At 69.0% G+C, this 16,458-nt stretch carries 20 protein-coding genes; 10 read left to right on the forward strand and 10 right to left on the reverse strand.

All coding sequences use genetic code 11. From position 1 onward, the window contains the following. Window positions 1-134: 134 nt before the first annotated feature. A complete protein-coding gene (locus tag ACZ4FV_RS41455; protein WP_395859623.1) occupies window positions 135-497 on the reverse strand; it encodes a YbjQ family protein in 363 nt (120 codons plus the stop codon). A gap of 163 nt (window positions 498-660) precedes the next feature. Here ACZ4FV_RS41455 and ACZ4FV_RS41460 point away from each other — a divergent pair, with 163 nt between their 5' ends. The 3 genes from ACZ4FV_RS41460 (at window position 661) to ACZ4FV_RS41470 (ending at window position 2,525) form a co-directional block, all read left to right on the forward strand. Continuing rightward, window positions 661-1,038 (forward strand): VOC family protein, encoded by a 378-nt coding sequence (locus tag ACZ4FV_RS41460; protein WP_395859622.1) that lies wholly within the window; start codon window positions 661-663, stop codon window positions 1,036-1,038. Between the two features lie 225 nt (window positions 1,039-1,263). Next, window positions 1,264-1,584: a hypothetical protein gene (locus ACZ4FV_RS41465; protein WP_402229037.1), complete on the forward strand. Its 321-nt coding sequence runs from the start codon at window positions 1,264-1,266 to the stop codon at window positions 1,582-1,584. Window positions 1,585-1,778: 194 nt separating this feature from the next. Beyond that, window positions 1,779-2,525, forward strand: coding sequence for a DUF7873 family protein (locus ACZ4FV_RS41470; protein ID WP_395859620.1), 747 nt, complete (start codon window positions 1,779-1,781; stop codon window positions 2,523-2,525). Between the two features lie 562 nt (window positions 2,526-3,087). Here the strand turns inward: ACZ4FV_RS41470 and ACZ4FV_RS41475 are convergent. Next, window positions 3,088-3,831 (reverse strand): maleylpyruvate isomerase family mycothiol-dependent enzyme, encoded by a 744-nt coding sequence (locus ACZ4FV_RS41475; protein ID WP_465325843.1) that lies wholly within the window; start codon window positions 3,829-3,831, stop codon window positions 3,088-3,090. A 170-nt stretch (window positions 3,832-4,001) separates the two neighbouring features. On the opposite strand from ACZ4FV_RS41475, the gene ACZ4FV_RS41480 reads away from it, so the two are divergent. Beyond that, window positions 4,002-4,484, forward strand: a complete 483-nt coding sequence (locus ACZ4FV_RS41480) for a hypothetical protein (RefSeq protein ID WP_395859616.1) — start codon at window positions 4,002-4,004, stop codon at window positions 4,482-4,484. 47 nt (window positions 4,485-4,531) lie between these two features. On the opposite strand, the gene ACZ4FV_RS41485 is transcribed toward ACZ4FV_RS41480, so the two are convergent. Further along, on the reverse strand, window positions 4,532-5,686 hold the full coding sequence (locus ACZ4FV_RS41485; RefSeq protein WP_465325845.1) for an FAD-dependent oxidoreductase: 1,155 nt from the start codon (window positions 5,684-5,686) through the stop codon (window positions 4,532-4,534). Between the two features lie 182 nt (window positions 5,687-5,868). On the opposite strand from ACZ4FV_RS41485, the gene ACZ4FV_RS41490 reads away from it, so the two are divergent. Further along, window positions 5,869-6,456 carry a TetR/AcrR family transcriptional regulator gene (locus ACZ4FV_RS41490; protein ID WP_402229032.1) on the forward strand — a complete coding sequence of 196 codons (588 nt, stop codon included), beginning with the start codon at window positions 5,869-5,871 and terminating at the stop codon, window positions 6,454-6,456. Window positions 6,457-6,655: 199 nt separating this feature from the next. Continuing rightward, window positions 6,656-7,300 carry a pentapeptide repeat-containing protein gene (locus ACZ4FV_RS41495; RefSeq protein ID WP_395859613.1) on the forward strand — a complete coding sequence of 215 codons (645 nt, stop codon included), beginning with the start codon at window positions 6,656-6,658 and terminating at the stop codon, window positions 7,298-7,300. 98 nt (window positions 7,301-7,398) lie between these two features. Here the strand turns inward: ACZ4FV_RS41495 and ACZ4FV_RS41500 are convergent, their stop codons facing one another. The 4 genes from ACZ4FV_RS41500 to ACZ4FV_RS41515 form a co-directional block, all read right to left on the reverse strand. Further along, window positions 7,399-8,421 (reverse strand): aldo/keto reductase, encoded by a 1,023-nt coding sequence (locus ACZ4FV_RS41500; protein WP_465325848.1) that lies wholly within the window; start codon window positions 8,419-8,421, stop codon window positions 7,399-7,401. A 133-nt stretch (window positions 8,422-8,554) separates the two neighbouring features. Further along, on the reverse strand, window positions 8,555-9,328 hold the full coding sequence (locus ACZ4FV_RS41505) for a hypothetical protein (RefSeq protein WP_465325850.1): 774 nt from the start codon (window positions 9,326-9,328) through the stop codon (window positions 8,555-8,557). A gap of 54 nt (window positions 9,329-9,382) precedes the next feature. After that, window positions 9,383-10,522: a DUF8094 domain-containing protein gene (locus ACZ4FV_RS41510; RefSeq protein WP_465325852.1), complete on the reverse strand. Its 1,140-nt coding sequence runs from the start codon at window positions 10,520-10,522 to the stop codon at window positions 9,383-9,385. 170 nt (window positions 10,523-10,692) lie between these two features. Next, window positions 10,693-11,253, reverse strand: a complete 561-nt coding sequence (locus ACZ4FV_RS41515) for a restriction endonuclease (RefSeq protein WP_465325854.1) — start codon at window positions 11,251-11,253, stop codon at window positions 10,693-10,695. A gap of 920 nt (window positions 11,254-12,173) precedes the next feature. On the opposite strand from ACZ4FV_RS41515, the gene ACZ4FV_RS41520 reads away from it, so the two are divergent. Next, window positions 12,174-12,470, forward strand: coding sequence for a hypothetical protein (locus ACZ4FV_RS41520; protein ID WP_395859607.1), 297 nt, complete (start codon window positions 12,174-12,176; stop codon window positions 12,468-12,470). On the opposite strand, the gene ACZ4FV_RS41525 is transcribed toward ACZ4FV_RS41520, so the two are convergent. Both ACZ4FV_RS41525 and ACZ4FV_RS41530 read right to left on the reverse strand, forming a co-directional pair. Next, complete coding sequence (locus ACZ4FV_RS41525) at window positions 12,439-12,684, reverse strand: hypothetical protein (protein WP_078974732.1); 246 nt, start codon at window positions 12,682-12,684, stop codon at window positions 12,439-12,441. The two genes, ACZ4FV_RS41520 and ACZ4FV_RS41525, sit on opposite strands and share 32 nt — an antisense overlap. Then, on the reverse strand, window positions 12,681-12,971 hold the full coding sequence (locus tag ACZ4FV_RS41530; RefSeq protein ID WP_402229019.1) for a hypothetical protein: 291 nt from the start codon (window positions 12,969-12,971) through the stop codon (window positions 12,681-12,683). Before ACZ4FV_RS41530 ends, ACZ4FV_RS41525 begins: the two co-directional genes overlap by 4 nt. A gap of 139 nt (window positions 12,972-13,110) precedes the next feature. On the opposite strand from ACZ4FV_RS41530, the gene ACZ4FV_RS41535 reads away from it, so the two are divergent. Continuing rightward, window positions 13,111-13,482: a hypothetical protein gene (locus tag ACZ4FV_RS41535; protein ID WP_395859605.1), complete on the forward strand. Its 372-nt coding sequence runs from the start codon at window positions 13,111-13,113 to the stop codon at window positions 13,480-13,482. A gap of 192 nt (window positions 13,483-13,674) precedes the next feature. On the opposite strand, the gene ACZ4FV_RS41540 is transcribed toward ACZ4FV_RS41535, so the two are convergent. After that, a complete protein-coding gene (locus ACZ4FV_RS41540) occupies window positions 13,675-14,184 on the reverse strand; it encodes a SigE family RNA polymerase sigma factor (RefSeq protein WP_395859604.1) in 510 nt (169 codons plus the stop codon). 307 nt (window positions 14,185-14,491) lie between these two features. Here ACZ4FV_RS41540 and ACZ4FV_RS41545 point away from each other — a divergent pair, with 307 nt between their 5' ends. Both ACZ4FV_RS41545 and ACZ4FV_RS41550 read left to right on the forward strand, forming a co-directional pair. Beyond that, window positions 14,492-15,022: a hypothetical protein gene (locus tag ACZ4FV_RS41545; RefSeq protein ID WP_465325857.1), complete on the forward strand. Its 531-nt coding sequence runs from the start codon at window positions 14,492-14,494 to the stop codon at window positions 15,020-15,022. A gap of 102 nt (window positions 15,023-15,124) precedes the next feature. Beyond that, entirely contained in the window at window positions 15,125-16,414 is a 1,290-nt protein-coding gene (locus ACZ4FV_RS41550) for a cytochrome P450 (RefSeq protein ID WP_465325859.1), read from the forward strand. Window positions 16,415-16,458 lie beyond the last annotated feature (44 nt).

Raw genomic sequence — 16,458 nt, forward strand, 5'->3', positions numbered from 1 at the left:
CACGCGCGACCGGCACGCGCGACCGGCACGCGCGACCGGCACGCGCGACCGGCACGCGCGACCGGCACGCGCGACCGGCACGCGCGACCGGCACGCGCGACCGGCACGCGTGGCCGGCCCCGGGACGCGCCGAACTACGCCTGGACCAGCACCACCGCCGTGCCGTACGCGCAGATCTCCGTACCGTTGCCCGCGTCGGTGACGTCGTACCGCATCGCGAGAATCGCGTTGGCTCCCCGGCTCCGGGCCTGTTCGACGAGGCGTTCGGCAGCCTCCGTACGGCTGGCCACCAGAGTCTTGGTCAGGCCGCGCAGTTCACCGCCGACCATCGACTTGAGGCCCGCGCCGAGTTGGCTGCCGATGTTGCGGGAGCGCACGGTGAGGCCGAAGACCTCACCGATCACCCGCTGTACGTGGTAGCCCGGCACGTCGTTGGTGGTGACCACGAGTACGCCCGGGTCGTCGGGTGCGCCGCCGTACGTGTCGAGATCGCTCATGTCGGCCTCCGAAATCGTGTGCGGACCTCGTATAGGTCGCCGCGCCGGGGCGGTTCCACACGTATGTCACCGGTTCGGCCCATGGGTAGGATCCACGGCCCACGGTCCTCGCGGCGTCCATCGATTCGACGCGCCGTTCGGGCCTCGAATCGGAGGTGTACACGTGAGTTCGCACGTCCTGCACGTCAGCGTCGACTGCGCCGACCCGTACGCGTTGGCCTCGTGGTGGTCCCAGGTCCTGGGCCGCCCGCTCGGCCCTGAGGACAAGCCCGGCGACCCCGAAGTGGAGGTGCTCCTGGAGGAGGGGCCGACGTTGCTGTTCCTACAGGTTCCGGAGGAGAAGGCGGGGAAGAACCGGCTACACCTGGATCTGCGACCGACGACCGGCCTGCGTGACGCGGAGGTCGAACGTGTCCTGGGCCTGGGCGCCCGCTTGGTCGACGACCGACGCAACCCGGACGGGACCGGCTGGGCGGTACTGGCCGACCCCGAAGGCAACGAGTTCTGCGTCGTGCGGAGCGCGGCGGAACGCGGGGAGTGAGCGCGAAGCGCGAGACGGGGTGAGTCCGGCCGGGCAGGCTCGGGAGCCGGAGAGCGAGCGATCGTCTGACGAGCGATCGCTCGACAGGGGAACGCCTGACCGGCGATCCCCCGGAGGAGCGCGACCTCGGATGAGCAGTCGCTTGACCATCCTTACGCCGTAAGAGAATGGTCCCGCACCGTACTTACGGTGTAAGGCAAGCGGCTGGAAGGAACGAGGGACGACATGCTGATCGGGGCGATGGTACGGCGACTCGATGACGGCGTGGATTACGCGACCTTTCGTGAAGCGTGGCTTCCGGACGAGCGGTTCGCGGGTGATCCGAGGCGCGTGCTCAGCGCGATCGACCCTGCCGACCCGCAGCAGCTCCTGACGGTCGCGTTGGTCGATGCGACTCCCGAGCAGGTTCCCGAGTGGCTGGACCGGATCGGGGCGAGCGACCGGCGACGGGCCGAGCGGATCAAAGGTCTGGTCGGCCCGTCGCAGCTCAACAGCACGTATCGGATCGTGGCCGACGACGACTTCGCGTCGCCGATCACCCGCTGACGGCGGTGGCGGCGCGATCCCGGGCAGAGGCCGGCCCCGGTTGTCCAGGCCCCGCTCCCCGCTCCACCCAGCCACTTCACCCAGCGCACCCAGTGCCCCCAGCGCCCCCACGGTGCCCGCCGCATTCACCGAACCCGCAGCGCCCGGCCGAAAACCTTTGTCGCGTACGTATGTTCCCCTGCTAGCGTCGCGGCGTGGCGAAATTGAACCAGATCATCGCGGTGGAGAAGGGCGTCAAGACCAAGTCCTTCCAGGAGTTGACGGACGCTCACCAGCGGGTCCAGAAGGGCGCGTTGCTGTCCGGCATCTCGCGTACCTACCAGCCCAAGGACGAAGAGGGCGAGCAGTTGCCGCCCGAGTCGACCCGGGTCCAGGTCAAGGGCGAGGAGGTGCTGCGTTCCGTCACCGGCACGCTGACCAGCCTCTTCGACGTGACCGCGACGAAGGACTGGGCCAACTGCGAGGCACGCGCCGACGTGGTGGTCGACGGTACGCCGCTGCTGCGTGATGTGCCGGTGTCGTACCTGCTCTTCCTGGAGAAGCAACTGGTCGACGTGCACACGTTCGTGCGCAAGCTGCCGGTCCTGGACGCCGCCGAGACCTGGACGCTCGACCCCTCCACGGACTCGTGGCGTACCGAGCCCGTGCGTACCGTGCGGACCAAGAAGGTGCCGCGCAACCACGTCAAGGCCGAGGCGACCGAACACCACCCGGCCCAGGTCGAGATGTACTTCGAGGACATCGCCGCCGGCTACTGGACCACGGTCAAGTTCTCCGGTGCGCTGCCGGCCCGTCGGGTGAACGAACTCGTCGACCGGGTGGAAAAGCTCCAGCGCGCGGTGAAGTTCGCCCGCGAGGAGGCCAACGGCGCGGAAGTGACGGACCGTCGGATCGGCGACGCCGTCTTCGGCTACCTGCTCGGCAACGGCCAGGGCGGGTAGTCTTCGAGAATCCCCCGGCCGGAGGGTCGGGGGGGCGCGAAAAGCGCAAGCTGAAACTGAAGCTTGTCGTGACGAACGCGGGTAACGGTGGAGGTTCGAATCCTCCCCCCGGCACCACGAGCCGGGGTGGCCCAATACGGCAGAGGCAGCCCGCGATCAATCTCAGACTCTTGCTCCAGACTCAGCATCGCCGCTCATCGCCGGATCGACCGGACGGGGCTCCAGTCGTCGGTTGCTGGTTCGACTCCAGCCCGGGCCGCTCGTGGCCTGGTAGTTCAAAGGTAGAACGCGACGACTTTCAAGACGACCCTGGTCCTTTAAACGTGCCGGCGTGCCCGATAGGGCGGCACAGCGGGCCTCCGCGGGCAGGCTAGACCCGCGGAGGCCTACCAATTCCTTCGCCGAGTGCCGGCGACCCTTGGGCGCGTGACACCAGCCCCTTGGCGGGTGGCGCCAACCCTTTGACGAGTGGTCGCACCTCCTCTGACGGGTGACGGCACCCGCTCTGGCGGGTGGCCCCGGTCCAGTTGCCGGGCGGGTGTGCCGCACGTGTCGGGCGGCATCAATCCACCTTGGTCAACTCGCGCCATCGCACCAGGACTTCGGGATCGCCGTCGAGTCGGCAGCCGGTCGCGTCGGCTCGATTCCAGACCAGGAGATACAAGACCTCGGCCGGGCCGGAGACGGTGAGATCGGCGGTGGCCGCTCCCGGTTCGACTCGGCGCCCGTCGGTGCCGATCCGCATCGTCCACGCTGCCGGGTTGTCGTCGGGGTCGATCGCGATGCTCAGCGGTGGGTCGGCGATCAGGTCGAGGCGGGGCCGGGACAGGAATCCGGTCAGCAGTTCGTCGATCCCGTCGGCGGCGAAGTCCGCCGGCACGGTGGACGGCACACCGGCCGCGAGTTCGACGTCGACGCGGTGAACGGCGGTCTCGTGCGCTTGGCGTCGAGCCCAGAACGAGAGCGCGGACGGCGCCTCGAAGAGGGTCCACCCCGGAGCGTCCGGGGCGACCGTGGTGAGGGTCTTCAGCAGGTCCGCGTGCGTACCCCGGTACCAGTCGAGCAGTACGTCGTCGCCCGGCGCCTGGAACAGCGTCGCCGTTTCCTCCCTGTTCGGTCGCTGTGGGCTGCCCGACGCGACGACGAACGCGGCCCATCGATGGACGCCGCCCAGGTGCGCGAGGAGGTCGCGAATCCGCCAGCCGGGGCAACTCGGTACGGGCGCTTCGAGGCCGACGCGCTCGGCCGTACGCGCGAGCAACTCGCCGTCGGCGCGCAGAATGTCGAGATGAGTGGCAATGTCCATTCGCTCAGATTCTCATGGGGGATCGGGGCGGAACAGGGGTACTCGGCGGCTCCCGGTGGCGCCCGGCGGCTCTCCGCGGCTCCGGGTGGCCGGGGGCGGCCCCGGGTGGCCCGGGAACGGCGCGGGCAATGGGACGCGACGCCCGGTCGGCGGTCCTATGCTGGGGTGCGATGGGTAGCTTCGGTGTGTATGTCGTCGCCCGATCGGCGTGGCCCCTGTTGGAATTGCCGGCCGTACAGCAGGCCGGCGGCGAACCGCGATGGTCGGCGCGCGACGGCGACTGGCAGGTCTTGCTGCTTTCCGCCGGCCTCGACCCCGGGCCGACGTTGATGGCGGATACGGATGCGCCGGTGCTGACCGCCGACGTGGTGTCCGGCCACTTCGCGATGATCGACGCGCAGAGCCCGCGTGGTGGCGATGTATGGCACTGTGCGCTGGCGCCGCGCGTGGCCAGGTCGTACGCCCTGGACCCGGAACTCGGCCCGCCGCCGGAGCGGGTGGTGCCGCGCGCGGTCGGGTGGGCCCGCGAGGCGGGGCTGACGCCGGACGAGGCCGCCCTGGACACGACGCTGCGCGCGGAGGGGACGCCGGACGACCTGCTCCGGGCCTTCCTGGACGCGCTGGGATTCCGGTTCGTGACGGACGCAGCGTAGCCGGGGCGGGCGCCGCGCCGGTGGGTGCGGGCGCACACACGCGCGCTTTACGCGCGGACGGCGGCGGTCGGCCCGCTCGGCCCGTCGGACAGATACGTGCTGATCTGCCGCAGCCAGCGGGTGTGGTAGCGGCTGACCAGGGCGTCGGGGGTCAGCCTGGACAGTGTCGGCAGGTACTTGTTGGTGGTCTCGGAGCCGGCTCGGCGGGCGGTCAGCGAGGCCCGGCGGGTACGCGAACTCTGGTAGTCCGCAAGGGCTTCGGCGAGCTTCGCGGTCCGCCGCAGGGCACGGGCCAGGGCCCAGGCGTCCTCCAGGGCCTGGTTTCCGCCCTGCGCGACGGTCGGCGGCATCGTGTGCGCCGCGTCGCCGAGCAGGGTGGCTCGGCCCAGGCTCCACGAGCGCGGCACCTTGTGGCGATGGTGCGCGAAGTATTCGACGTCGGCGTCCGAGACTGCCGCGAGCACCCGGGGTACCGGCTCCGCCCAATGCCCGAACCGTTCGCGCAATTCGGTGATCGGCGAGTCGGGCAGCGGCTCGGCCGGGTCGCGTCGCACGTCGAACCACCACTGGAGCAGCCCGTCGCCCGCCGGGAGCAGGCCACACATGCCTTCGGGGCCGACGATCATCAGGCCGCGTCGCGAGGACGCCACGTCGAGGTCGATCGGGCCGAGTCCCTGCCAGGTGATCCAGCCGGTCGGGACGGTGGGATCGGTACCCCACACGTGCCGGCGCACCACCGAGCGCGCGCCGTCGGCGCCGATCACCAGATCGGCCTCCTCCGTGCCGCCGTCGGCGAAGGCCACCCGGGCATGCCGCGCGTCCTGGGTGACGTCGGTGCACTTCTTGTCGAACACGATGTCGCTCGCGGGCAGCGCCGAGGCGAGTCGGCGAATCAGGTCGCGGCGGGGCATCGCGAGGTGGGGGTGGCCGTAGCGGATCGCGGCGAGCGAGACATCGATGCGCATCAGTACGCCGCCCGCGTGATCACGTTGTTCGAGCAGGTCGATCGGTGCGCCGAGGCCGTCGGTGGAAATGCCCAGGTCGGCGAGGATGCCGGTGCCGTTGCTCCAGAGGGTGAGGGCCGAGCCGGACGTACGCAGTGCGGAGGCCCGTTCGTAGACCGTCACGTCGTGGCCGTCCGTGCGCAGGGCGCGGGCCGCCGCGAGGCCGCCGATACCTGCTCCGATCACCAGAATTCGCATGATGCCACCTCGCTGTGGGTCGCTGATGTGAGTCGTGCGCGCGGGGATCGCGCCGCGGGCTTGTCGCAGGGGAGGGCGGGCTGAGGAGGGGAGGGCAGGGCTGGACCCGAGCCCGCTGGGCCGAGTCGTGATCGAATACCACTGCTGCAATAGTACTATCACAGCCTTGGTAATCTGGTCGCATGGCACCACCCCCCAACAGCGCCCGTCGCCGAGCCATCGCGGACGGCGCGATCGAGGTCCTGGCCCGGGCCGGCGTACACGGCTTCAGCCATCGCGAGGTGGACGAGACGGCCGGGCTGCCCGCGGGCACCACGTCGAACTACTTCCGCAATCGCGACGCGCTGCTGGGCGCGGCGGCGGAACGTGTGTTGGAGCTGCATCGGGCCGATATGGCAGCAGCGCACGCGGTCGTGGCCGCGCCGATCGACCGGGACGGCCTGATGGAGCTGATCGCGATGTCGCTGGAGTTCTCGGCGACGGCGCACCGCGAGCGATACCTGGCCGTGTACGAACTCACCCTGGAGGCCACCCGCCGACCCGAGCTTCAACGCACGTTGGACCACATGCAGACCGAGGCGGTCGATTTCACCCTGGACCAGCACCGGGCGCTGGGGCTGAACACCTCGCGCGAGGATGTGGGCACGCTGATCACGTTGTTCGGCGGCGCGTTGTACACGCTGGTCACGGGGCAGGCGGGGCCGGTGACGGGGACGGCTGCGCGGGCGCTGGCTCGGGGGATGGTGGCGGGGATCGGGTCGGTGGAGTGACGGGGGCGGCTCGGGCTCGGGTCTGATCCGGGGCAGGATTTTGGGCTGGGGCTGGGGCTGGGGCTGGGGCTGGGGCTGGGGCCTGGGCCTGGGCCTGGGCCTGGGTTTGGGTTTGGGCATGGGGTCGGCTTGGGCCTGGGCCGGGGCGGGGCGTACTCGTGGCGCGGCGGATGTCGGAGCAAGCGTGTTCAATGGAGAGATGGCCATTCGACGCGCCCGTGCCAATATCGATCCCGTCTCGGCCGAGCCGTCGATTCCCGACGAGGACCTCGTGATCCGGGACGAGGACTGGTACGGGAAGTCGTTGACGGAGAGCGACCGGTATACGCGCTACTCGTTCCTGGACACGGACTGGACCGAGGTGGCCGACGAGGGCGCGGTGTTCGACGAGTGCACGTTCGCCGGGGTGCGGTTCAACGCGTCGCGGCACACCGGGGCGGCGTTCACGAACTGCACGTTCAAGCGGTGCACCTTCTTCGACACCCGGTTCACCGACTGCAAGCTGGTCGGGAGCATGTTCCGACAGTGCACGTACACGCTGTTCGAAGTCTCGGGAGGGGACTGGTCGTTCGTCGGCCTGCCGGGCGCCGACCTGCGCCAGGCCGGCTTCGACGGCACTCGGATGCGCGAGGTGGACCTGACCGCCGCGCGTCTGGAGAAGGCGACGGTTACCGGGTGCGACCTGTCCGGCGCGATGTTGCACGGTTCGAAGCTGAGCGGCGCCGACCTGCGGGGCAGCGACCTCTCCTCACTCGACCCGCTGACGGTCGAGTTCAACGGCGCGACGATCAGCCTGGAACAGGCCGCGACGCTCGCGACGACGATGGGGTGGCACGTCGGCTGAACGGAACGGCCTCGGGTGGCGCGGGATCGGACAGTCCCGCGCCACCTCGGGTGCACGTCGTCGTGCGGCGTCTCGGGTGATTCGGATCGGGGAGTGGGTCAGGGGCGTGCCGGACCGGTGCTCGCGCCAGTCGCGGTGAACGCGCCGGTCGCGGTGAACGCGCCAGCGATGGCGTCGACGTCTGCGAGGGTCAGGGCCAGGTCGGTGGCCCCGATGCAGCCGTCGACCTGGGCGGACGCACGGGCGCCCACGATCGCGGCGGTGACGCCCGGCCAGGTCAACGTCCAGGCCGCCGCGACCTCGGCCACGGAGGCGCCGTGTTCGGCGGCAATCGACCGCAGCGCGTCGGCGAGGGCGAGGTTGACGGTCAGGCCATCGGTGAAGTCGGGATGCCCCCTGCACCAGTCCTCGTCGGCCAGACCCGCGACGCGCTCGACCGAGAACGCCCCGGTGAGCAGACCTGGTTGCATCGGCGAGTACTCGATCACGCCGGTGTCGTGCGCGGCGGCCCAGGCCAACTCGGTTGCGATGGAACGGTTGATCGCGGAGAACGGCGGCTGGATCGCGTCCAGGTGCGCGATGCGTTCGGCGATCTCCAGTTGTTCGACGCTGTGAATTGGACAGGCCGATCGCGCGAACCTTGCCCTCGGCCTTGAGTCGGCCATCACCTGCCAGCATTCCGCGAGCGGTGTGGCGTTGGGTGAGGGCTTGCCGGCGTCGGCGCCGTACTCGAATGCCTCGCCGGTGTCCGGCCAGTGCACCTGGTAGAGGTCGATCGTTTCGACCCGCAACCGACGCAGTGAGTCCTCGAGTTCACGCCGGACACTGGCCGGGGTCATCACCCGGCGCTCCGGGGGGCCGGGTTGTTCGGGCCCCAGACCAGGCCAACCGCGGTGAAACAGGTAGGGCCGTTCGTGCTCGGGGAGCCCGACGACGGCCTTGCCGACGAGCAGCTCGGAGTGCCCGTGGCCGCACACCGCGGCGGTGTCGATCCAGTCGACGCCGGCGTCGACGGAGTGCCGGATCGCGGCGATCGACTCCGCGTCGTCGGTAGCACCCCAGCCGTAGTTCCACCCCGAGCCGGACCCCCGCGCGACTGGCGGGCGTGCAGCCCTACGCATCCTCGCGAACCGCCCCCACCGCACCTCCGCCCACCAGGCGACACCAGGTCCCCTCGTATAGACGTCACTCGCAGCCCGGACCCGGGCCGACAAAGCCCACTCTCCCCCGGCAACGACGCACAACCAGCAGAGGTCAGTTCATCACCTGAAGTTCGCCGATCCGGGTGGTGGTCGTGTCCGTCCCGGTCATACCTGGGAGCGGGTGCGGGCCGGCCGCGTCCGTGTAGTAGGCCTCCCAATACACGGTGCCGGTCACTGTGAACTTGTCGCCGGTCTTCCCACGGGAGGTGGTCACATATTTGTGGCCGCACTTACTCATGTCGCCGCGGTCCGAAGGCTGATACGGTCTGCCGGGCCCGTTGCACTCGACGGTGTTGCCATCGCCCATATTCCAGACGACTTTGACCGAGCGCGCATAGGCCGTGACGGAAACACCGCCCAGACTCAAGGGTTGGCTCAGCCACTCGGTCGACCACACGTGCTTGTCTTGGGAATTGATCCACATCCAGACCGGGAGTCCTACCAAGCCGAGTTTCCCGTCCGCCGGGTTGACCGAAATCTTGGGGTTCTCGAGCCTGAGCTGCGCAAGGGCCATGAGTGCGACATCGGCGGGCGCGGGGGGTGGCGGCCCGGCATTTCCACCTTGGCCCGCAGTATTGCCGGCTGTGCCGCCGATCCCGTCATCGGGAGGGAATCCCGGTTCCCCGGAACCACCGCCGGTGCCGCCTCCAGTGGTGCCTCCGGTGCCGCCGCCACTTGTTCCCCCTGGCGTGCGAATGTCGATGCAGATGATCAGATTGCCGCATTGATTGACGTCTGCGGTCGCGGAGGGGAGAGTTATCAGGGCGGCAGAAACACCGGCAGAGCACGCTATGGCGACGTTGCGTAGAGCCCTACGAGTTGCCATGACATCTCCTTTTGGAATGCCAGCGCTGGCGAAGTGGATTTATTGTGTGGTGGATTAAGCTGAGGTTCCGTCAACGGAGTATGGGCGCCCAGAACTGGCAACCAATTCGACCGGCCCATTGCCGGTGGCAGGCACTTTGAACGCGTACATACCTATATTGGTGATATCCAACTTTCGCCATGTGGTGACTCGCCCGCTGAGATTCTCATACGTTGCGCTCTGGTCAACGTTGAAAACTCCGGAAGGTCCTGCAGTCATGCTCGATGTCAATTTTATGCTGCACATGACCAATTTTGCCCCGTCGGTGGTATTCCATGCCGGGACGCGATTGTCATTCATGGCTTCGGTACGTACCGAGACACTGCCTCCTTTTGTGACCGAGATCAGATTCTGCTTATTTGATTGTTCGTTCTGCAGGACTTTCTGAGCTGAGCTTCCCCAGGTGGTCGAGGCGGACCCTCCGGTCAGACTCGATGAGAAGTCGCCGCAGATCTTGTCGCCGTAGTCGATGTCAGAAGCCCCGTTAACGGTTGACATCTGTGCTACGCCGGGCAGTGTCTTCTTGACTTCGCTGAAAGCCAGGAATGTCATTCTCCACGGGCCTGACCCCTGGGTTTGGCGCAATATGCCCAATGATGATCGAGACTCACTGCCCAGCTTTTGCGTGCCAACGGAAAGAAGCCATCTGTCACTGCCATTCGGCGCATCCTGAGGCTTGGCGACCTGGATATCACTCGTCGTGGCAGTCTCTTCAGCAAGTTGGATCTTGTTACCAAACTTGATAATTCGTTGCTGTCGAGCTTTTGAGATATCCAGAAGTGTGCCGGTTTCAAGCTGATCGAGACCGGCGATATCGTGACTCGATTTGGCCTTCTTGCTCAAGTCGTAGTAGTTCTGCGCGATGGTTTTGGCTTCGGCCTCGCTGATCGGGGGTGCGACCGGCGCCGGGCTTTGGGGTGCGCTCGATGGAAGGGGCGCGGGAGCCGCGGCGGTTTTGGGGGCGGGTTGGTTGATTTTGGGGGTATTGGGTTTTTTGTCGGAGGAGCAGGCTGTGGTGCTTGCCAGGAGGGTGAGTGTGGCTATGCCTGCCAGGAGGGTTGCCGGGATTGGGGTCTTCTTGGGTCCGGCCAAAACTGCCACCCCCGCAGTTGCGATCTTCGGAGTTCGGTGCTCAACGGTGATCTGACGAAGCATCATTGCACTTGATCGGGTGAGCCGTAAGCGTCTTCGGGAGATCACTGCACGTAGTGGGATTGCGCCACGCGTTGGGGGTAAATCGGTGGCTATCGCGTGATCATGCGTGGTCGCGGGTGGGTGCGCAGGTCCGGGCCGGTTCGGTGGGTGGCCGGAATGGGTTGGGGTTGTCAGTGGGTGGTGCCGACGAGGGTGCTCAGGCCGTGGCCCTGTTGCCATTGCCACAGGCGTGGGCGGTCGAGCAGGACGATGCCGTGGTGGCGGGCGAACCGGCGGGCCTCTGTGGTGAATCCGTGGAGGGCGACGAAGACCGGGATGTCGGCCTGGTGGTTGTGGTGGGCCGTGCCGATGAAGTCGTGGAGGTCCAGGGGGTGGGTCTCGTGGTCGGCGGAGCCGCAGCGGATCAGGACCAGGCTGCCGTTGGGGAGGTAGGCCTTGACGTTGGCGTCCGGGGCGACTTGGACGGCGAGGAGGCCGTCGCGGCGGCAGAGGTCGGCGATCTGGAGCTCGAGGTCGCGGTCGTCCGGGTTTTCGGCGCGGTGGTCGAGGGCCGAGTTGGCGAGGTGCGCGATCGCGCACAGGATGGCCACGGAGGCAGCGGTGGCCAGCCACGCGTCGTTGCCGTTGATGCCGAGGAAGGTGAAGAGGTCGTGCAGCGCGATCGCCGGAACGCCGACCAGCAGGACTATGGCCCGGCCGCGGAGCTTGGCGTGGGTGGGGGTTCGGGGCATGCGGGATCCCTCCGTTGGCTGCCGACGGCGGAGCGGGCGGCAGCTTAGGCGGAGGGGAGACCCGTCAACCACCCGACTGGATGGGGGAGTGGCGTGGTGGGTGGCTCGGGTGGGCTCCGGCTGGTTGGGATCGCCCTTGTCCGTGCGGGCGTTGGGGTCGGGAGGTCGGGTTGTCGGACGTTCGGGGGTGCGGGGCCGTGTGGGTGATGGCAGGTGCTGGCCGCGGGGGTTTGGAGGGCCGTGGTAGGCCCCGGATGCCACACCACCGTGTTTTGGAGGACTCATGCGAGTGGGCGCGGCGGGAGGCACACGGCACACGGCTCCTGTGCCGAGCCGTCCGTCCGGTGACCGGCACGACCGACCCGACGCGACCCGAGCAACGCGACGGGACCCGACCCAACACAACGGGACCCGACCCGACTCAATCCGACCCGGGCCGACCCGACTCAATCCGGCCTGGCCCGGCCCGGCCCGACTCAATCCGGCCTGACCCAACCGGCCCGGCCCGACCCAACCAACCCAACCCAACGTGCCCGGCCCGGCCCAGCGCGATGCCGTGCCGGCGGCCCCACGTGGATCCGAGTCGGGTCACATTCGGTTCGGGCCTACTCGTCGACCAGAGGGTGATTGCAAGAAAAGATGACTGCCGGGAAAACAGTCGATGGCAAGACGACGGCCCCCCGGCCGCACCCGGAGCACCGTCGAGGTTCTGCGGCATTCGTTCGACTGGACCGGACCGGACCCGACCGGAGCCGACCGAAGCCGACCGGCACCGATGGCCGCCGACCACCACCGTTGCCGACCACCGCCGTCGACCACCACGCCAACCGGGGAAGCGGTGACCATTCGGTCTCGGCCCGGTGATCTGCGATTCCGGAGGCGGTTAGTGTGCCGGCGCCGGCTCCGCTATCTTCTGCCGAATGAGCAGGATCCGTAAGACAGTGATCATGGTTGTGGCATGTTTCGGTCTCGCCTTTGCCGGAGTGGCGTCCGCGTACGCGATTCCCGGGCAGCACCCGCAGGTCCGCAAGGTCTGTCGCGTACTCGACCCCGAGGCCAAGCACGCCAAGCGCGCGAACCATGATGGCCGTTCCGGCGACCCGTCGGTCCGCCGCCAGCGGCACGCAGGCGTGATGGGCGAGGTGGCCGACCACTACTGCGTGCCGAGCGGCGGGAAGCACCGGGTCAACCCAGGTGTACGACCTGCAGCACGGTGACGGTTGTCGTCCCTTCGTTGAGCAGGACCACCACGATCAAGGGCCCCGCGGCCGCGGTGCGGACGATGCGGTCGTCCTCGCCGTAGCGGACGGTGGCCGTGTACGGGTCACAGACCAGCTTGTAGAGCAGCATTCCCCAGTGGTTCAGCGTGGTCTCGGGGAAGCGGTCGATGACCTCTTGGTGTTCGATGCCGATCCTCGGGCGCCACGTCACGCGGCACTGCTTTGCGCTCGGCCGCGTGCGATCCACTTGCGGACGATCTCCTCGTCCACTTCGTCGAGATCCGGGTCCTTGCCGGTGGCCCGGACCTGCGCCGCGAGGGCGCGCGCGTGCGGGAGGCCGGCGATCAGCTCTTCCGCGGCGTGGGTATAGCGGGCCAGCAGCCCGGGCAGGTCGCCGATCGGCGTCAGGTGTACCAACCGCAGGAATTCGTGGCGGGCTTCGGGGTGCGGGAGTGCGTGGGCGATGCGATCCACGGTCCACGGGTCCGTGCTGTTCACGCCGGGCCTCTCTTCCCTCCGGACGAAATGATCCGGGATCAGATTAGGGGCCGAGCGTGCGATCGCGATGTGATCGGCGCATGACGATCGATGTGTCTCGCGCGTGACAATCCGTCAATTTCAGTCGGGTGGAGTGCATTTGCCCGTTCTGGCGGGCATGCACCTGACCGCCCCGGCGTCTTCGAGCGGGGTCGTCGCCCGGGTCGGTTTGTTCGACTCCGGCTCCACGGCTCCCGATTCCGGTCGAGCGCTCTCCTGCTTGCGCGTCGCGTCCTCCTGCGCCGGCCCGGCCGCGTCGAGCGGCGGCACCGTCGCCTCGGGTCCGGACGGCATCGACTGCGTCGACGGGGCCGAGGAGATCGACGGCGGCCAAGTCGGCCGAGTCGGCAAGGTGGGCGCAGACGGCGACGTCGGCGAAGTCCGCAAAGACGGTGGGCTCGACGGCATCGTCGGAGTCGACACCCGGCTCGTCGCCGGCGGCACGGGCGCCGCCGGCCCCACGCTCGCCTGATGCGAGGGGACCAAAAACATCCCCGCGCCGATGATGATCGCCAGTACGGCCACCCCGGCGGCCGGCACGGCGAGTCGGCGGCGTCGGCGGACCCGCTTGCCGTCCGCGACGGCGGCGTCCACCACGCTCGGGAAGTCGGGCTCGGGCTGATCGAGGATCAGTTCGAACAGGTCGTGATCATTCATGGCCGGCTCACCGTTCGGACAGCTCCCACATGTGCTCGCCGACGAGTTCGCGCAGTCGGTTCAGGCCGCGCGCGCTCTGGCTCTTGACCGTTCCGGTGCTGATCCGCAAGGCCTCGGCCGTCTGTTCGACACTCCAGTCCTCCCAGAATCGCAGCACGAGAACGGCCCGGTAGCGCGGCGGCAGCCGCAGCAGCGCCGCCCGCAGGGTCAGCCGCAGATCCGGCGACGAGAGTTCCTCGCAAGGCTGGTGTGGGAGCTCGTCGACCGGCTCCTCCCGCCAACGGCCCTTGCGGTGCTGGTCGATGTAGGTTCGCGTCATCACGACGCGGGCGTACGCGTCGACGCTGCCGTCGCGGCGCAGCCGGCCCCAGGCCGTGTACATCTTCATCAACGTGGTCTGGGTGAGGTCCTGCGCCTCGTACCAGTCGCCGCACAGCAGATAGGCCGAACGGCGAAGCTGGGCCTGGCGGGCCTCGGCGTACTCGCGGAACTCCCGTTCACGGGTGGCCTCCCTCACGCGGTCGGCAGCGAAGTGGCCGGGGAGTGGTCGCGGGGGTCGCGCACCGTGGTCTCCTCCTTGCTGGACCCTCGGTTCGGGCAGGCGGCGCCCGGGTGTTGCCGGCGGCCTGTCTGCCCGCGTTTCGAGGGGTCGGTCATCCAGGGGATACGTGCTTCGACGGCCTCGGGTTGCACGACGACGCCGAGATGTTTCGCACGCACCCGGGGCGGGCGGACGGTGCAACGTGGGTCGGTCGGGAGGCGTACTCCTCTGTGCAAGCTTCGGGACCCGATCGGGGTCCGGCGTCCAGCGAAGGGGTACGTACGTGATCAATCGTCAAGATCGGGCGCCCGGCCGGGGGATCCGCCGCGCGGGTCCCGCCGCCGGGGTGCTCGCGACCGTCGGCATCGCGCTGGGCGCCTGGGGCGGCATCGCGCCCGCGTCGGGAACCGGGGAGCCGCGACCGGAACCGGCGTCGGTGATCTCGGTCGAGGCCCGCGATCGGTCCGGCACCCCACCGACGGTCGAAGCCGACGGAGCCACACGACCGGGCGGACCCACGCCGGCTCGATCCACACCGAAGCGTTCCACGGCGGACGGCTTCGGGGTGGTCGGGCCGAGGACCGCCGGCACGCCCGTGCCGGGCAAGCCCCGCGTGGTCGTGCCGGGCCGGGCCGGTGTGGTCACGACCGGGAAGCCGTACGTGGACCGGGACTCCCGCCCGGCCGCCCCGAGCGTGGCGGGAGGCGACCTCTCCCCCGAGGCCCGTGTCACCGCCGGTGCCTACGGCTGCCTTGGGTACGCCTCCCGGCACCTCCCGCGCACTGCCCCGACCGCCCCGCGGGTCGCGTGGTAGACACTGAATCGTCGCGGGTGACCCATGCCCGTGGTCGAGCTCGAACCCCACCGAGCCCCGAACCTCGAGTCGGGAGCCGGCCCCAGGTCAAGGAGTCGCAGCGTGGTCCCGATCGCCCCGGGTGCAATTCCGTTGCTCGGCCACACCCCGGCGCTGCTGCGTGACCGCTGGGACTTCGTGTCCTCGCTGCGGGCTCACGGGCCGATCGTGCGGATCCGGGTCGGGCCGAAGGAGCTGTACGTCCTCAACGACCCGGCCCTGGTTCGTTGTGTGCTGGTCGAACACGCGGACACGATCGAGCGGGACGGCTTCTTCAAGCAGGCCCGGTTGCACATCGGCGACGGCCTGGCCGCGTCGGACGGGCCGTTGCACCGCAGCCAACGGCGGACCCTGCAACCCGCGTTCCAGCGCTCGCGGATCGGCGGGTACGTCGAGCTGATCCGCCGCCAGGCCGAGGAGGCGAGTGCGCAATGGTTGCCCGGGGCCACGCTCGCTCTCGATCGGGAGATGAGCGAACTCGGGCTCGGCACGCTGGGCCGGTTGATCTTCGGAGAGAACCCGGCGGCCGACGCGGCGGTGGCCGAGGTGCGGCGGTCGTTGCCGGTGTTCATCCAGGAGGTGTTCACCCGCACCGTGTTGCCGGAGTGGTCCCGGCAGTTGCCCACTCCCGGCAACCGGCGCTTCGCAGAGACCGGCCGGCGGCTGCGCGAGGCGATCGCCTCCGCCGTGGACGCGGGCGCGGGGGAGGGTCTCCTGGGCGAGTTCGCCCGCATGGACATGGCGCCCGAACTGGTGCGCGACGAAGTCGTGTCGATGCTGATCGCCGGCAACGACAACACCAACGCCACCCTTTCGTGGGTGTTTCACGAGATCGGCCGGCACGAGGACGTTCGCAAACGCCTGCACGCGGAGCTCGACGAGGTGCTCTCTGGCGGGCCGGTGACCGCCGAGAACATCGGTGCTCTCGTATATACAAGGTGTGTTGTCGACGAGACGCTCCGGTTGTACGCGCCGTGGCTGGTGGTGCGCCGGGCCAATCGCGACGTGGACGTGATGGGACATCACATCCCGCGCGGAAGCGACGTGTTGTACAGCCACCACGCGCTGCACCGCGATCCCGGGCTGTTCCCGCAACCCGAGTGCTTCGACCCGGACCGGTGGACCGAACCCGGCTATCGCGGGCAGGTGCGCGGTGTGTACATGCCGTTCGGGGCGGGTGTGCACCGGTGCATCGGCGAACACCTGTTCCTGGCCCAGATCGTGACCACCGTCGCCGCGGTGTGCGCCCGCTGGCATCTCGAACCCGCTCCCGGCAAGCCGTCCCGGCCCAGGACGAGCGCGCTGCCTCGTCCGGGCCGGCTCCCGGTGCGGGCCGTCCGCCGCAGGAGCTGAGGGCCCGCAACAACCGAGGTCCACGTCCGGCCGCAGGACCCGAG

Source organism: Embleya sp. NPDC025285 (assembly GCF_055558835.1).

What these genes read in the sequence shown, in the direction of transcription:
- ACZ4FV_RS41510 (WP_465325852.1), bottom strand. Translation starts at nt 10,522, where the DNA reads ATGCTTCGTCAGATCACCGTTGAGCACCGAACTCCGAAGATCGCAACT.
- ACZ4FV_RS41495 (WP_395859613.1), top strand. Translation starts at nt 6,656, where the DNA reads ATGGCCATTCGACGCGCCCGTGCCAATATCGATCCCGTCTCGGCCGAG.
- ACZ4FV_RS41465 (WP_402229037.1), top strand. Translation starts at nt 1,264, where the DNA reads ATGCTGATCGGGGCGATGGTACGGCGACTCGATGACGGCGTGGATTAC.
- ACZ4FV_RS41480 (WP_395859616.1), top strand. Translation starts at nt 4,002, where the DNA reads ATGGGTAGCTTCGGTGTGTATGTCGTCGCCCGATCGGCGTGGCCCCTG.
- ACZ4FV_RS41485 (WP_465325845.1), bottom strand. Translation starts at nt 5,686, where the DNA reads ATGCGAATTCTGGTGATCGGAGCAGGTATCGGCGGCCTCGCGGCGGCC.
- ACZ4FV_RS41515 (WP_465325854.1), bottom strand. Translation starts at nt 11,253, where the DNA reads ATGCCCCGAACCCCCACCCACGCCAAGCTCCGCGGCCGGGCCATAGTC.
- ACZ4FV_RS41500 (WP_465325848.1), bottom strand. Translation starts at nt 8,421, where the DNA reads ATGCGTAGGGCTGCACGCCCGCCAGTCGCGCGGGGGTCCGGCTCGGGG.
- ACZ4FV_RS41475 (WP_465325843.1), bottom strand. Translation starts at nt 3,831, where the DNA reads ATGGACATTGCCACTCATCTCGACATTCTGCGCGCCGACGGCGAGTTG.
- ACZ4FV_RS41505 (WP_465325850.1), bottom strand. Translation starts at nt 9,328, where the DNA reads ATGGCAACTCGTAGGGCTCTACGCAACGTCGCCATAGCGTGCTCTGCC.
- ACZ4FV_RS41520 (WP_395859607.1), top strand. Translation starts at nt 12,174, where the DNA reads ATGAGCAGGATCCGTAAGACAGTGATCATGGTTGTGGCATGTTTCGGT.
- ACZ4FV_RS41455 (WP_395859623.1), bottom strand. Translation starts at nt 497, where the DNA reads ATGAGCGATCTCGACACGTACGGCGGCGCACCCGACGACCCGGGCGTA.
- ACZ4FV_RS41490 (WP_402229032.1), top strand. Translation starts at nt 5,869, where the DNA reads ATGGCACCACCCCCCAACAGCGCCCGTCGCCGAGCCATCGCGGACGGC.